The following is a 14,909-nucleotide window of genomic DNA, read 5'->3' as shown; positions in this document are numbered from 1 at the left end:
CATTTCCAATACAAATAATTGCAAGACTCATCATCAAAACTTATGATGTGTGAAATGTCCCTGCGATTCCGGCAACTTCAGGCGTTTCATGCCATCATCGAGACCGGCACGGTCACCGCCGCTGCCGCGCAACTTGGCATTTCGCAGCCCGGTCTTTCGAACCTGTTGGCCCAGCTGGAGCGCGAGGTGCGGTTTCGCCTGTTCGAGCGGCAGCGCGGACGGTTGGTGCCCACACCAGAAGCAGAGGTTCTCTATCGAGAGGTTGAAACCGTGGTTCGGGGGTTGGATCACGTGGCACAGGCCGTCACGGATTTGCAGAACAAGCAGGCTGGTCAGCTACAGATTGCTTCTCAGCACTCCATCAGTTTCGGATACATGCCGCGCCTGATCGCTCGTTTTGCCGCGGACAGGCCGGACATGGCGATCACCTTTCAATCGCAATACTCTTCCAAAATCCAAGAATGGGTCGCCTCTGGCCTGTTCGAGATCGGCGTCTGTGAGCGTCCTTTGCTGCATGATGCATTCAACGTGCACGCCTTTCACATCGAGACAAGAATCGCTCTGCCGCTGGATCATCCTTTGACGGTGTATGATGTTCTGACCCCTGAAATACTCGACAACACGCCGTTTATCGTGATGGGGCCGGATCACATGACCCACCGGCGCCTGCGCGCGGCTTTTGCAGAGGCCGGGGCGACGCTGAATGCGCGGGTGCACTCTCATCTTTTCCGCAATCTTCTGGGATTCGTACGCGAGGGCATGGGGGTGGCTCTGCTTGATCCCTTTGCGCTTGAGGAGGAGGGCGATGGGCGGTTCACCTCGCGCCCCTTCGCGCCGCGCATTCTGATGGATATGGTGGTGATCACCTCAAAAGCCCGGCCCTTGTCTACCGTGGGCCGGGCTTTTCTGGACCTGCTTCTCGACGATCTCGGCAAGATCGCGGTGAAAGATTCGGTGCGACAGGCTAACCCATCCAACGCATGACCGGCGCTTCGCTCTCTTCCAGCGCTTGGCACACGACGTCGATCAGGGTCGGCCCGTCATGGGCCAGAGCCGCTGCCACTGTTCCGTCCAGATCGGCCGGATCGTTCACGGTCCATGACTTCACACCAAACCCTTCGGCGACCCTTGCGTTATCAGTCCGGTTGAAATCGACGTTGTAATACCGCCCGCCCTTGTCGTCCTTCTGGCTGGCTTTGATCCAACCAAAGCTCGCATTGCTCAGGACAATGAAGGTCACCGGAACGTTGTATCGCACGGCGGTTTCCAATTCGCCGCAGGTGAAGCCAAAACTGCCATCTCCCATCATGGCGACGACTTTGGCATCTGGTTTGCCGAACCACGCACCGATGGACGCGCCAAGCGCATAGCCGAGCGCGCCATGCGCGCGGTTGGTGATATAGGTCCTGCCGGCCGTGGGGCGGTGGCCAAACGCGTTGTAATACGGGCAGGAGGTGCCCGGATCGCTCACGACGATAGCGTTGTCCGGCAAGAGCCGGTTGAGCGTGTCGATAAGGCGCTCGGGCCGGATCGGAGCCTCAACGCTTTGGGCCAGGTTGTGAAAACGGGCGAACTTTCGGGACTTGATGTCCTGAACACGTGCCGCGCCGCCGAAGGTCGGCAGGTCTTGCCGCGCATCCAAGTCCCGGATCAACGCCTCAAGCGCCAACCGCAGATCGCCTACTACCCCAACTTCGGTTGGGTAATTCGCCCCGATGGTCATCGGATCGCTGTCGATGTGCAGAACCCGTGTGCCCGGTTTTGGCGCGGTCCACCGCGACGTGGTGGTTGAGCCAGCGCGGCAGCCGAGGAACAGCACGAGATCCGCGCTTTCCATCATCTCCCATGTTTCCGGTGTGCCGCCATTGGAGCCGACAACGCCGAGGCTTTGCGGGTGATCGTCGGAAAGTGAGCCTTTCCCGGAAATGGAAGTGGCCACGGCGATGTCGAGCCGATCCGCAAGCTGCCCCAAGCTTTCGCAGGCCCCGGCGATGATCACACCGCCGCCGCAAACAATGAGCGGTGCCTTTGCAGACAGCAGTGCCTCTGCCAGCGCGGTCATCCGCTCAGGTTCCGGTGCAGCGGGATGCGCCGGGTAGGTGGAAAAAACCGGATCGCCCCGCACATCCGTTGGGTCGACCGCGTCGTATTGAATGTCATAGGGCAGGCCAAGATGCGCAGCCCCTGCGCGTCCTGACGTCATGGCGCGAAAGGCAGCGCGCACCATGCGTGGGATGTGTGCGGCCTGTTTGATGACGGTGTTATACTTGGTCAAGGGCCGCATGAGCGCGTCCTGATCCACCTCGGTCAGCGGAAATTTTCCGTAGGTGCCAACGGAGATATCCGTGGTAATCGCGAGCACGGCGTAAGAGCTTTCGTTGGCTTCGATCAGCCCCGGTAGAATATAGGTCGCGCCGCCACCGGACGGCCCCTCACAAACACCAACCCGTCCTGTCACGCGCGAGAACCCATCCGCCATGTAGGCGGCGCTGCGTTCATCGCGGGTCAGGACATGGGTTATCCCGTGATCCAACCCCCGCATGGCATCGTAAAACGGCAACGTCGTGTCACCGCAGAGCCCAAAGATATGCGTGGCACCCTGCGCCTCCAACATGCGCACCATCGCCTCCGCGCCGTTCATCCGGTTCGTTTCAGACATGCCCGCCCCCTTTGCAGCGCCCCGGTTCGCTGTCACAGTGGCGGTGACTATGGACAAAAAGCAAGACAAGAGAGGCCGATGAGCGACGCATGGATCGCCGAGGGCGGCAAATCGATCTACGGCGCGTCTGTGGGCATTTTGATGCTCGACGCGGAATTTCCCCGGATTCCCGGGGACATGGGCAATGCTCTGACATGGGATTTCCCGGTTCTTTATCGCATCGTCCGCGACGCTTCGCCGGATCGGGTTGTGCGCGGCGGGGCCAAGGGGCTCTTGCCTGCATTTATTGACGCGGCGCGGGATCTGGTGCGGGATGGTGTGGATGGCATCACAACCAATTGCGGGTTTCTGTCCTTGTTTCAGGACGAGCTTGCCCGGGCTGTGCCGGTGCCTGTAGTGACATCTTCCTTGATGCAGGTCGACATGGTGAACCGCACTTTGCCATATGGAAAACGCGCCGGAGTTCTGACGATTTCAAAGTCGACACTGACCAAAGCGCACTTGCAGGCCGCAGGCGTGCCGGAGGGTACGCCCGTCGGTACAACCGAAGGCGGGGCGGAGTTCACGCGCGCAATATTGGGTAATGAACCGAGGTTGAACGTCGATTTTGCGCGAAAGGACAACGTTCACGCGGCGCAATGCCTGCTCGAAGAAAACTCGGACCTTGGCGCTTTTGTCCTCGAGTGCACGAACATGTGCCCCTATGCGCCCGACATAACGGCGGCGACAGGCTTGCCCTGCTACAGCATGGTCAGCCTTGTGTCGTGGTTTCAGTCAGGTTTGAGTCCGCGCAGATACGCCAGATAAAAGAGCCCCGGCGGGCCGAAGCCACGCCGGGAGTACAGGGACTGGATCGTGGCGGATCAGGCCACGTGTTCGAGTTTGACCTCTGGTGTCACGCCAAGTGCAAAGCAGACGTCGCGGGTCAGTTCGGGCCGGTTGAGCGTGTAGAAGTGCAGCTTATCGACGCCGCCTTCGATCAGTTCGGAGCAAAGCTCCGTGCAGATTGCCGTTGCCAGGAGGTCCTCGCGGCCGTCGCGTTCGGCCTTGGCAAACGCCTCATCCACCCAGGCCGGGATCACCGTACCCGTTGCCTCGGCAAAGCGCCGCGCGCCTTTCCAATTCTCGATCGGCAGGATGCCCGGAACGATGGGCGCATCGATTCCAGCCTTTTCGCAAGCGTCGCGGAAGCGGAAGAACGTTTCCGCCTCAAAGAAGAATTGCGTCAGCGCCTCGGACGCCCCGGCGTCGATCTTGCGCTTGAGCCAATCTACATCAGCCTGCGCGTTGGGTGCCTCGGGGTGCTGATCCGGGTAGGCGCCAACGCGAATCGTGAAATCATCGGTCTGGGCAAGCGCTTCGATAAGCTCAACAGAGTCACCGAACCCGTCGGGATGCGCTTCAAATCCGTTGGAGCCTTTCGGTGGATCGCCGCGCAGGGCAACGATATCCGTCACGCCCGCGGCGGCGAAATCGCGGGCGATTCCCAAGGTTTCTTCGCGGGTTGCGTTTACACAGGTCAAATGCGCAGCCGTGCGCAGGCCAGAATGCTTGTGAATGGCGGAAACCGCATCGCGGGTCAAATCGCGCGTTGTGCCGCCTGCGCCGTAAGTGACTGAAACAAAACGTGGATCAAGCGGGGACAACACCTGAACCGTATCCCAAAGGCGGAAGGTCGCCTCGATGTTGCGGGGCGGAAAGAACTCGAAAGAAACCTCGGGGCGGATCATGTGGCGTACCTCTGTGACGTTGCATCCTTGTCGCATAGGTCGATTTGTGAAACAAATTCATAAATCTCATCAAGTTTATGAGCCGAGCATGCATATAGAGTTTCGCCACCTGCGCACGATCAAAGCCATTCATGAATGTGGCGGCCTAGCCCGCGCGGCAGATCAGTTGAACATCACGCAGTCCGCGCTGTCGCACCAAATCAAGGGTTTGGAGGAGCAGGCCGGTGTCGAGCTCTTCGTCCGCCGTTCCAAGCCGATGCGTCTTTCGGCGGCGGGCATGCGCCTTCTGCGATTGGCCAATCAGGTCTTGCCGCAGATTGAAGCGCTTCAGGATGAGTTTGCCGGTTTACGCGATGGTAAATCGGGGCGACTTCACATCGCAATCGAATGCCACGCCTGTTTCGAATGGCTCTTTCCCGTGCTGGAAGGCTTTCGCAAAAGCTGGCCGGATGTGGACGTGGACATTCGGCCGGGGCTCGCTTTCGATGCCATGCCCGCGCTGATCAAGGAAGACGTGGACGTTGTGATCTCCTCCGACCCCGAAGATCTGCCCGGCGTCACTTTCACGCCGCTGTTTGATTACAACCCGGTCTTTGTCGCCTCCGCCGCGCATCCTCTGGCGCAGAAAGACTTTATCGAAGCAGAGGATTTTCGTGGGCAGACATTGATCACCTACCCGGTGGAGCGATCCCGTCTCGACATTTTCAGCCAGCTTCTCACGCCAGCCAAGGTCGAGCCTGCCTCGATCCGGCAGGTTGAACTGACAGCGGTCATCCTGCTGCTTGTGGCTTCCAATCGCGGCATTTCGGTACTGCCGGACTGGGTTGTGCGGGAAGTGAAGTACAGCTCCGACTACGTCACGCGTCCTCTGACGAAAGGCGGCGTGACGCGGCGCCTCTACGCGGCCACGCGGACCGAAGATCTCGACAAGGGGTACATGCAGGACCTGATCCGTCTCGCGGGACAGGAAGCCAAGAAGCTGCAATCCGTCTGACAGGCTGCACCAGACGCAAAAAAACCCGGGCGCGAACGCCCGGGCAGTGTTTCCTTAGGCTGATAGGAAGGAGAAATCAGCCCTTGGAGAATTCGGGGTAGGCTTCCATGCCCAGTTCCGCCATGTCGAGACCGGTCATTTCGTCCTCTTCGGAGACCCGGATGCCCAGGACTGCTTTGAGGATGAGCCACAGGATCAGGGAGGCAACGAAGGTGAAGGCACCGTAAGCTGCGATGCCGACGATCTGAGTGCTCAGGCTTGCATCACCGTTGTAGAAGACAACTGCGATGGTGCCCCAGATACCGGCGAACAGGTGAACCGGAACCGCGCCAACAACGTCGTCGATCTTGAACTTGTCGAGCATCGGAATGGTCAGGACAACGATCACACCACCAACGGCACCGATCCAGAGTGCGCCGAACAGGGTCGGAGCGAGCGGCTCAGCGGTGATGGACACGAGACCAGCCAGTGCGCCGTTCAGAACCATGGTCAGGTCAGGCTTCTTGTACATGACCTGGGTCAGGATCAGGGCGGTTACAGCACCGGCAGCAGCGGCCATGTTGGTGTTGGCGAAGATGCGCGACACGTCAGAGACGTCACCCACGGTGCCCATTGCGAGCTGCGAGCCACCGTTGAAGCCGAACCAGCCGAGCCACAGGATGAACGTACCCAGAGTGGCGAGGGCGAGGTTCGAACCCGGGATCGGGATAACGCGACCGTCTTTGCTGTACTTGCCGATACGCGGGCCAAGAACGATGGCACCGGCCAGAGCGGCCCAGCCACCCACGGAGTGCACAACAGTCGAACCGGCGAAGTCGGAGAAGCCCATTTCGGACAACCAGCCGCCGCCCCACTGCCAGGAACCGGAGATCGGGTACATGATGCCGGTCAGCACGACAACAAAGGCGAGGAAGGGCCAGAGTTTGATACGCTCAGCAAGCGCACCGGATACGATGGATGCGGTCGCCGCAACAAACACCAGCTGGAAGAAGAAGTCCGAACCGATGGATGCGTAGTCGAGCGCGGCGTCAGCAGCTGCGATACCAACCGGGTCAAGCGTGGTTGCGCCGCCCAGAGCGAAGTAGCCGTTGAAGTCGCCCGGATACATCGTGTTGAAGCCGACCAGCCAGTACATGATGGCAGCGATCGAGTAGAGCGCGATGTTCTTGGTCATCTGCATGGTCACGTTCTTGGAACGAACCAGACCACCTTCGAGCATCGCAAAGCCCGCGGCCATGAAGAAAACCAGGAAGCCTGCCATGCAGAACAGCAGGGTTGTCATGATGTAGGGGCCGATTTCGTCAAAGCCCGGGGCGGCCGCTTCGGCCTCCTGCGCAAAGCCCAGCGTCGGCATGGCCAGCAGCAATGCAGCCGGCGCCAGCGTCTTGAGAAGTTTCATTGGTGTATTCCTCATAAGATAGTGTGCGCGTCAGAGCGCGTCTGCGTCGGTTTCGCCGGTGCGGACCCGAACGGCCTGCTGCACGTCGAGAACGAAGATCTTGCCGTCACCGATCTTGCCGGTCTGGGCGGTGGACTTGATGGTCTCGACGACCTGGTCCGCCATGGCCGCGCCAACGACGATTTCGAGCTTGATTTTCGGTACGAAGTTCACGGCGTACTCTGCGCCGCGATAGATTTCGGTATGGCCGGACTGAGAGCCGAAGCCCTTGATTTCCGTCACCATCATGCCGCGTACGCCGATCCCGGTGAGCGCTTCGCGCACCTCTTCGAGCTTGAACGGCTTGATCGTTGCTATGATCAGTTTCACCTTGGTCCCTTTCGCGTTTGCAGGGCGTTCCTGCTATTGGCACATGCAGAAAGGCGTCAGGGGTCCCTTGATGGAAGATTTCGCGCACGTTTTCGGGGCAAGCTCCGGCAAAAATGATTAAAAAATGTGCGTAGTGAATTGTTTGCACAAAAAATAATCAAAATGAGAAGCGAAATCTTGCTTAATTCTGGTCAACATTGCTGCACAAGCAGCGTAGGTTTGTCACAAGAGGATCTAAAGACCCGGGCAGTACAATGAGTGATTCACGACGGAAGCCGAAAAGGCTTGTGGCCGACAAGCGGTACCCGAAGAAACCGGCGACCCCGGCCAAGAGCAAAGCCAAAAAGCCCGCCAGGAAAAAGCGGCGCGCGCCAGCCACGAAGCGCCGCAATCCGGTCGCGGCCTTTGTGTTCGGTCTCATTGGCGGGTTGTTTCGCCTGATTTGGCGTACAGTCCTGTTTGCCGGGATCGTCACGGCGCTGATCGTCGGCGCCATTGTCTTTTCCATGCAATCGGGGATGCCACCGGCGTCTGAAATGGTGGATGGCCGCGCGCGCGGCTCCGTGACGTTGTTGGACAATCGTGGCGCCATTTTTGCTTTGCGCGGGGATCAGTTTGGTGGTGTCGTGACGGCGGCCAGTGTCTCGCCACATCTGAAAAACGCCATAGTCGCTACAGAAGACAAGCGGTTCTACAGCCACCTCGGTGTCAGCCCGCGCGGCATTGCAAGCGCGGTGCGCATCAATCTGAACGAAGGGCGGGGGCCGCTTTCGGGCCATGGTGGTTCGACCATCACTCAGCAAACCGCCAAGCTGCTCTGTATTGGTGTGCCTTTCGATCCTGCGGAATGGGAATCCGAGGCAGAATATATCAAGGACTGCCGCCGTTCCTCCCTGGCGCGCAAGGCCAAGGAAGCGCTCTATGCGCTGGCGATGGAAGTTAAATACACCAAGGACGAAATCCTCTCCATCTACATGAACCGTGCCTACATGGGCGGCGGGGCCTACGGTGCCGAAGCCGCCGCACAGCGTTACTTTGCCAAACCAGCCGCGGCCCTGAACCCTGCAGAATCCGCGATGATCGCCGGTCTATTGTCCGCGCCGTCCTCGCTTGCGCCCACGGCTAACCTCAAACGCAGCCAGGATCGCGCCGCGACCGTTTTGCGGTTGATGAACGAACAGGGTTATCTGAGCGACAAGGACACGGCGTTTTATCAGGCAAACCCCGCTGTTCTGTCAAAAGAGGCGCGCAGTCTAGGCGGCGGATATTTTGCCGATTGGGTGATGCAGTCCGGTCCGGAGTTCTTCACCAAGGACACAACAGAAGACGTGCTGATCCAGACAACTCTTGATCAGCGCATTCAACGCGCGGCTGCCGATGCGGTGAACAAGGTGTTCAGCGAAAAGGTGCGGGAAGGCTCTAAGGCGCAGGTCGCCGTTGTTGTAATGGATGCCGAGGGCGCGGTGCGTGCGATGATCGGCGGGCGCGATACGGATGCGACGGGCCTGTTCAACCGTGCCTCGCAGGCCGTGCGGCAAACTGGATCTGCCTTCAAACCATTTGTCTATGCCACGGCGTTGGAGCTTGGGTATTCGCCGCTCGATACGGTGATGGATGAGCCTTACTGTCTGAACATTCCCGGCTCAGGCCAATGGTGCCCGGAGAACTACACGCGCAAGCACTATGGCCGTGTCACCCTGAAAGAATCGCTGGCGCGTTCGCTGAACGTCCCGGCGGTCAAGGTGTCGGAAAGCGTGGGCCGTGATCTGGTGATGCGGGTGGCGCGGGATTTCGGCATCGTTCGCGATCTGCATGACACGCCTGCCATGGCGCTCGGCACTTCGGAGGCGACGCTGATCGAGATGACCGGCGCCTATGCGGGAATTCTGAACGGCGGATCCTCTGTGACCCCATACGGGTTGAAAGAACTCCGTTTGAAGGGCGATGACGAGCCTTTGATGGGCAGCGGCGGTGGAATCGGCGAACGGGTCATTCAGCCTGAAGCGTCGTATCAGCTGATCTGGATGATGGAGAAAGTCATCACCGAAGGGTCCGGCGGCCGTGCGCGTCTTCCGGATCGCGAAGCGGCAGGCAAGACCGGCACCAGTCAGGAAGCGCGCGACGCATGGTTTATCGGCTTCACGGCGGATTATGTGACTGGCGTTTGGATGGGTTACGACGACAACACACCCCTGACCGGCGTGACAGGCGGCGGGCTTCCGTCAGAGATTTGGCGCGAGGTCATGGTGCGGGTCACGGAAGGAACGCCTGTGACACCGCTGCCCATGCAGGCTCCTGCGATCCCAGAACCGATCCCCGAGCCAGACCCGGTGCCGCAACCTCAATCGCGCGGCGGTGCGCGGGTTGGCGATACGTTGCTTGATCAGGTGCTGCGCGACATCTTCGGCGGTGGGAACCGGTAGCGCTTAGAAAGCGCTCTCCGGGATTCCGGTGCTGGGCGCGTCTTCGAAAACGAGGGTTTCGATTCCGCTGAGCCGAATGGTGCCGTCTGGCCCCTTCGCAAGAAGATGCAGGCCGTCGCGGCTGAAACTGTAGTCCTCCCGTGCGCCGGGCAGGACGCCTCTGTCCTTTCCTTCGCCGCCGCCAAGGACATCTGCACCTCCAGAGGCAACAAGCGTATCGTTGCCCGGCCCGCCAATCAGCACATCGCTGAAACTGGTGCCTTGCAGACGTTGGTTGCCAACACCGGCAATCCGGGTGATCCCGTTTTCGAATGCACGCTCATCGCGCGGCTCCCACCCATTTGGTCCCGACGCGTTGTAGGCCATGAGCATGTCCCAACGCGGGTTGGTGTCATCCAGATGCCTGAGCGCACCCCAGCTGCCCCATTTGGTTGCCGGTGCCACATCAACAAAGGCATTAAACAAGGTCCCGCCTGCCTCTGCCCACCCGGCCAACAGTTGTTCGTAGAGCTTGGCCATTTCGGGCGTGTAGTTGTAGGTCTGGAAAAACTCGGCGAGTCGCTCGTCATTAACCTGTTCGCCGTGTGCAGCGACGTGGGTTCCGCCCTCATACATGATCAGGTCCAGACCCGCGCGGCTGGCCGCGCCCGCGTGATAGGGGAAGATCTCTTCGGTCAGCTCCCTGAGAGAGCCTTCCGCCAAGGCCAGAGTCACGGGCGCAATTGCCCCTTCGAAGCGCGCGGCTTTGACGAACTCCCGCAACGCCACCCGTTTGAGGCCGCGCTCTTCGCCAGCTTTCCTGGCAAGAGCTTCTGCAGCGTCGAGCCAGTCCGTCATCTGCCGCGCCATCTCTTCGCCGCCCAGCTCATAGCCGAAATAGCCGGTGACGGCATAGGCATCGAAGCTGTCTTGTGGGGCGCGGCCAAGCTTGAGCAGGGCCAATGGGGCCACCAGAACGTTTTCTTCCAATCCCGGCCAGCCGGTATGCGTGGCCGCGACACGGACCAGACGCGCACTGGCGTCCGAGCCGAAAACATCCGTCCAGACATCCATCACCTGCGCGGCGCGGTACCCATAATACTGCATCCATCCGGTTTCGGACTCGCCCCAGAGCGCTTGTGCTTCGGCAGCGGCCCAATGGGCCTGCGGGAATATGAAATTCCAGACCTCATTGGAGAACTCGACATAGGCCTTCAATCCAGGGTCCAGATCGGCCTTCACCTGTTCGGCGAACTGGCGGACATATTCGTCATCGGCCAGATGCGGCATGTTGAACCACGGGTCCGCCCCGATCCTATTGGCGAGCCGGATCATGACCTCCACAGGCACGCCCCAGACACTCCATGTCATGTCGCCCATCTTCGGGCGGTCGTCCCATCCGGTGATCGGCGATCCATTGGTCAGCATCCAGTCCATGAAACGCACCGATCGCAGGTCCTCGATCCGGCTTATCCAATCAGGATTGAACAAGACCCCGGCTTCATAGAGCGGCAGGTTCTCGCGCTTCACGATCACAATGTCGCGGATCGGGTCTTCCTTGTCGATGGAACTGAGAGACACGCCGACCAGACCTTCACCCGGTTCGTAGTAAAAGCCGATCTCACCTTCCTGATAACGCACCCGGCGCGCGCGCCCGGTCAGGATGATGTTGCCCTTGCCCTTGTAAAACAGGACATATTCACCGCGCAGATGTTTGGCATCGCTGGGCTGATCGGTCAGAAGGACCGCCTCCAGCGCATCTGCGCCTTCCGGGATGGACGTGGGATAACCGCTCGCCCCGATAACGCCGGAGGCGCGCAGCGCTTCGGAAGAAAATGCGCCCCATTCGCCCCCTGAATGGCCGACCCAATCGCGGGCGGTTTTCATCAGGTTGATGAAAGGATGCTGGGTTGACCAATCCGCAATGCCGTTCAGACCCATGCCAAGCGCCGGAATACCATCAGGCCGAATGCCGCTCGGAGGGAGCGCGAGCGTTTGCCGTTCGGGCAGGTCAAGGCTGGCCGCGCTGGTCTCTGGCTCGGGTTCAGGTTCTGGCTCCGGCTCGGGTGCGGGTCTTGGTTGTTCCACGCGGGCAGGCTGGGTGTCTTGAGCCTGGATGTTCAAAGGACGCCCTTCAACCGCCGCCCAGACCAGCTCCGCAATTTGAGGATAATTTGTAATGATCTCAGGATGCAGCGTAATGGGCGGCGTCCAGTCCGCCGGGGGTGCCGCGTCATACAGAACGGCGTAAGTGACCATGGCTGCAAGCATATATTGCGTCCGCGTGCCGTGCGGCTCCGCATCGACATAAAGCGCTTGCGGCGGCATTCGGCTGAGCGGACCACCCTTGGTGGACAGGTCAGCAAGAACCGAGGCAACCGGAACAAGGCGCACATCCGCATTTGGCCTAGCCTCGACAATCTGCTTCATCAGGTCGAGATACCATCTATGCAAATTACCGCGGTTGATCTCATTGTACCGTTCAAACGCCCGGTCTGATGGTGGAAACTCCCCGGTGACACCGGCCATTTCCGCCCAACCTTCATAGATCAGGATCCGGCTTCCGGGGCTTTCCTGCTCCGTCCAGTCAATGATCTGCAAAATGGCACCAATCGGGCTTTCCCCTTTCGGGTTGTCACCATCATAAGGCATGTCAGGCGGCTGATACTGAATGAAGTTCGCCGGAGTGATCATGACCGCATCAAAGCGCCCGGAGGAAAACGCGCGTCCCGGTGACCATGCGCCGGACACCCCGGGAAAGGACCAGTTGGCCGTTGGTGGCAGGCTGCTGGCAAAATTACGCAGAAAACCCCATTGACCATCGACCGCGAAGCGCTTGCCTTCGGCCTTGGCCATTTCATTCAGCCAATGCGGCACGTTGGTCTGCTTGGAGCGCTCACTCAGGTAGTGCACCAGCGAGTTGCCGAACACGTAGAGCCGAACGTCGGTATCCTGCTCTTGCGCCGCACTCTGAAAAGGAAGCCACGCCAGAAGCGCGGCGGCCAGCAACCTGAATAGCATGTCTCTGCCCTGTTTTTCTATCTGCCGCGGAGTATGGCGCAGCGGGCCCGCGCTTCAAAGCCCTCGCCCGTGCAACGGCGGAAAAATGCGGGTTTTCATTTAAGATTCGGTGCGTATAGTGCCACCCATGACAAACGCCACACATATCGCAGACAGCGCGCGCCTTCCGGCGCCCTTTGCGCGTGGCCTAGACCTGCTCCTAATTCGCCTCTGAGCGCGGCCATACCCGGCGCGCGTGCTCAGAGGAGACATGTGACGCGCCGACCGTTCCGCAGTCTTAGCAGAATTAGGAAATCCCCATGAAACCCGTTAATCTGGCCGAAAAGCTGGCGATGTTCTCAAGCCATTGGGATCCGCACGTTGTGGCGAACTACAACGAAAACGATGTGATGGTGGTGAAATTCCAAGGCGAGTTTCCCTTCCACAAACACGACGACACTGATGATTTCTTTCTCGTTCTCGAAGGCGAGATGATCATGGATTACGAGGGCCGCACGCCACAGACGGTGCGCGCCGGAGAGCTTGTGATTGTCCCGGCCGGCGTCGTACATCGGCCCCGCGCCGAGCGAGAAGTCAGGGTTCTGCTGATTGAGCCCAAGGGTGAACCGAATACCGGAGACAGCGGCCAGCCAGCCGCCTCCAAACCGCATATCTGATCCAGGACCAAGACCATGACGAAACAAGACCACGTCCTCATCTTTGACACCACGCTCCGCGATGGCGAGCAAAGCCCCGGCGCAACCATGACTCATGACGAGAAGCTGGAGATTGCCGAGCTTCTCGATGAAATGGGTGTCGACATTATCGAAGCCGGGTTCCCGATCGCTTCCGAAGGTGATTTCCGCGCCGTGAAGGAGATTGCGGAGCGTTCCAAGAACTCCGTGATCTGCGGCCTTGCCCGGGCGCAATTGCCGGACATTGACCGCTGCTTTGAAGCGGTCAAGCATTCGGAGCGTCCGCGCATTCACACCTTCATCGGCACCTCACCGTTGCACCGCGCCATTCCGAACCTGACCATGGACGAAATGGCCGACCGCATCCATGAGACGGTGACCCACGCCCGCAACCTGACAGACAACGTGCAATGGTCGCCGATGGATGCGACGCGGACAGAGTGGGATTACCTTTGCCGTGTGATCGAGATCGCGATCAAGGCAGGCGCTTCGACGATCAACATTCCTGATACGGTCGGCTACACCGCTCCGCGCGAAAGCGCTGATTTGATCCGTCGCCTGATCGAAACCGTGCCTGGCGCAGATGAAATTGTCTTTGCCACGCATTGTCACAACGATCTTGGCATGGCGACGGCAAATTCGCTGGCCGCTGTAGAAGCCGGCGCGCGGCAGATTGAATGCACGATCAACGGCCTTGGCGAGCGCGCGGGCAACACCGCGCTCGAAGAGGTTGTCATGGCGATGAAGGTCCGCAATGACATCATGCCCTTCTCAACCGGCATCGACACGAAGAAGATCATGCACATCTCGCGCCGCGTCTCGACCGTCTCGGGCTTCCAAGTGCAGCCGAACAAGGCCATTGTCGGCAAGAACGCCTTCGCCCACGAAAGCGGCATTCACCAGGACGGTATGCTGAAAAACGCCGAAACCTTCGAGATCATGCGTCCCGAAGACGTGGGCCTCTCCGGCACATCGCTGCCCTTGGGCAAACACTCGGGCCGAGCGGCGCTCCGGGCAAAACTCAAGGATCTCGGTGTTGAGGTGGGTGATAACCAGCTCAAGGACATCTTCGTCCGGTTCAAGGATCTCGCCGACCGCAAGAAAGAAGTTTTTGACGACGATGTCCTCGCACTCGTCTCCGCCACGACCGAAGGCGCCGAAGCGATCCAACTGGTGAACCTCGCCGTAACCTGTGGCACCGGTGGCCCCGCCAAGGCGGAGATCGAGCTTGAGATCGACGGCGAAGACCTGACAGCAGTGAGCGAAGGCGACGGCCCCGTTGACGCGTCGTTCAAAGCCGTGCGCGAGCTGCACCCGAACACGGCCCGCCTGCAGCTCTATCAGGTGAACGCGGTCACCGCAGGTACGGACGCGCAGGCGACGGTTTCGGTCCGACTGGAAGAAGATGGCGTGATCGCCACGGGCCAATCGGCTGACACGGATACGGTTGTGGCCTCGGTGCGCGCCTACATTCAGGCCCTCAACCGCCTGATCATCCGCCGCTCCAAAGTCGGCCCCGGCGCCGACAAGCGCGAGATCAGCTACAAAGAGATGTAAACAACAAAAGGCCTGGTCGAAACGCCGGGCCTTTTCGCAGACTATGGGCTTCTTTGGGCCGCCAAATACCTCGGGGGTCCGCAGCTTGCTGCGGCGGGGCAGCG

The 14,909-nt window shown here is 59.9% G+C and carries 11 protein-coding genes; 6 read left to right on the top strand and 5 right to left on the bottom strand.

What is annotated here, in order from left to right; genetic code table 11:
* Positions 1 to 54: 54 nt before the first annotated feature.
* Positions 55 to 984 (top strand): LysR family transcriptional regulator, encoded by a 930-nt coding sequence (locus E4662_RS13365; RefSeq protein ID WP_136442072.1) that lies wholly within the window; start codon positions 55 to 57, stop codon positions 982 to 984.
* On the opposite strand, the gene E4662_RS13360 is transcribed toward E4662_RS13365, so the two are convergent.
* On the bottom strand, positions 965 to 2,659 hold the full coding sequence (locus tag E4662_RS13360) for a thiamine pyrophosphate-binding protein (RefSeq protein WP_240705190.1): 1,695 nt from the start codon (positions 2,657 to 2,659) through the stop codon (positions 965 to 967). The genes E4662_RS13365 and E4662_RS13360 overlap by 20 nt on opposite strands.
* A 78-nt stretch (positions 2,660 to 2,737) precedes the next feature.
* Between E4662_RS13360 and E4662_RS13355 the strand changes: the two genes are divergently transcribed.
* Positions 2,738 to 3,466: an aspartate/glutamate racemase family protein gene (locus E4662_RS13355; RefSeq protein ID WP_136442071.1), complete on the top strand. Its 729-nt coding sequence runs from the start codon at positions 2,738 to 2,740 to the stop codon at positions 3,464 to 3,466.
* Positions 3,467 to 3,522: 56 nt separating this feature from the next.
* On the opposite strand, the gene metF is transcribed toward E4662_RS13355, so the two are convergent.
* Entirely contained in the window at positions 3,523 to 4,389 is an 867-nt protein-coding gene (gene metF / locus E4662_RS13350; protein WP_136442127.1) for a methylenetetrahydrofolate reductase [NAD(P)H], read from the bottom strand.
* 88 nt (positions 4,390 to 4,477) lie between these two features.
* Here metF and E4662_RS13345 point away from each other — a divergent pair, with 88 nt between their 5' ends.
* Positions 4,478 to 5,383 carry a LysR family transcriptional regulator gene (locus tag E4662_RS13345; protein ID WP_136442070.1) on the top strand — a complete coding sequence of 302 codons (906 nt, stop codon included), beginning with the start codon at positions 4,478 to 4,480 and terminating at the stop codon, positions 5,381 to 5,383.
* Positions 5,384 to 5,459: 76 nt separating this feature from the next.
* On the opposite strand, the gene E4662_RS13340 is transcribed toward E4662_RS13345, so the two are convergent.
* Both E4662_RS13340 and E4662_RS13335 read right to left on the bottom strand, forming a co-directional pair.
* Positions 5,460 to 6,782 (bottom strand): ammonium transporter, encoded by a 1,323-nt coding sequence (locus E4662_RS13340; protein WP_136442069.1) that lies wholly within the window; start codon positions 6,780 to 6,782, stop codon positions 5,460 to 5,462.
* Positions 6,783 to 6,812: 30 nt separating this feature from the next.
* Positions 6,813 to 7,151, bottom strand: coding sequence for a P-II family nitrogen regulator (locus tag E4662_RS13335; protein ID WP_136442068.1), 339 nt, complete (start codon positions 7,149 to 7,151; stop codon positions 6,813 to 6,815).
* A 254-nt stretch (positions 7,152 to 7,405) separates the two neighbouring features.
* On the opposite strand from E4662_RS13335, the gene E4662_RS13330 reads away from it, so the two are divergent.
* On the top strand, positions 7,406 to 9,574 hold the full coding sequence (locus tag E4662_RS13330; protein ID WP_136442067.1) for a transglycosylase domain-containing protein: 2,169 nt from the start codon (positions 7,406 to 7,408) through the stop codon (positions 9,572 to 9,574).
* Positions 9,575 to 9,577: 3 nt separating this feature from the next.
* Here the strand turns inward: E4662_RS13330 and E4662_RS13325 are convergent, their stop codons facing one another.
* Entirely contained in the window at positions 9,578 to 12,574 is a 2,997-nt protein-coding gene (locus tag E4662_RS13325) for a calcium-binding protein (RefSeq protein ID WP_136442066.1), read from the bottom strand.
* 299 nt (positions 12,575 to 12,873) lie between these two features.
* Here E4662_RS13325 and E4662_RS13320 point away from each other — a divergent pair, with 299 nt between their 5' ends.
* On the top strand, positions 12,874 to 13,230 hold the full coding sequence (locus E4662_RS13320) for a cupin domain-containing protein (RefSeq protein ID WP_136442065.1): 357 nt from the start codon (positions 12,874 to 12,876) through the stop codon (positions 13,228 to 13,230).
* Positions 13,231 to 13,245: 15 nt separating this feature from the next.
* Positions 13,246 to 14,805, top strand: a complete 1,560-nt coding sequence (locus E4662_RS13315; protein ID WP_136442064.1) for a 2-isopropylmalate synthase — start codon at positions 13,246 to 13,248, stop codon at positions 14,803 to 14,805.
* The last annotated feature ends 104 nt before the right edge of the window (positions 14,806 to 14,909 follow it).

The sequence above is a fragment of the Pacificoceanicola onchidii genome, assembly GCF_004804335.1.
GTDB lineage: Bacteria > Pseudomonadota > Alphaproteobacteria > Rhodobacterales > Rhodobacteraceae > Pacificoceanicola > Pacificoceanicola onchidii.
Note: the sequence above shows the minus strand (reverse complement) of the source record. Positions and strands in the feature narration are given on the sequence as shown.

What these genes read in the sequence shown, in the direction of transcription:
- E4662_RS13365 (WP_136442072.1), top strand. Translation starts at nt 55, where the DNA reads ATGTCCCTGCGATTCCGGCAACTTCAGGCGTTTCATGCCATCATCGAG.
- E4662_RS13360 (WP_240705190.1), bottom strand. Translation starts at nt 2,659, where the DNA reads ATGTCTGAAACGAACCGGATGAACGGCGCGGAGGCGATGGTGCGCATG.
- E4662_RS13355 (WP_136442071.1), top strand. Translation starts at nt 2,738, where the DNA reads ATGAGCGACGCATGGATCGCCGAGGGCGGCAAATCGATCTACGGCGCG.
- metF (WP_136442127.1), bottom strand. Translation starts at nt 4,389, where the DNA reads ATGATCCGCCCCGAGGTTTCTTTCGAGTTCTTTCCGCCCCGCAACATC.
- E4662_RS13345 (WP_136442070.1), top strand. Translation starts at nt 4,478, where the DNA reads ATGCATATAGAGTTTCGCCACCTGCGCACGATCAAAGCCATTCATGAA.
- E4662_RS13340 (WP_136442069.1), bottom strand. Translation starts at nt 6,782, where the DNA reads ATGAAACTTCTCAAGACGCTGGCGCCGGCTGCATTGCTGCTGGCCATG.
- E4662_RS13330 (WP_136442067.1), top strand. Translation starts at nt 7,406, where the DNA reads ATGAGTGATTCACGACGGAAGCCGAAAAGGCTTGTGGCCGACAAGCGG.
- E4662_RS13325 (WP_136442066.1), bottom strand. Translation starts at nt 12,574, where the DNA reads ATGCTATTCAGGTTGCTGGCCGCCGCGCTTCTGGCGTGGCTTCCTTTT.
- E4662_RS13320 (WP_136442065.1), top strand. Translation starts at nt 12,874, where the DNA reads ATGAAACCCGTTAATCTGGCCGAAAAGCTGGCGATGTTCTCAAGCCAT.
- E4662_RS13315 (WP_136442064.1), top strand. Translation starts at nt 13,246, where the DNA reads ATGACGAAACAAGACCACGTCCTCATCTTTGACACCACGCTCCGCGAT.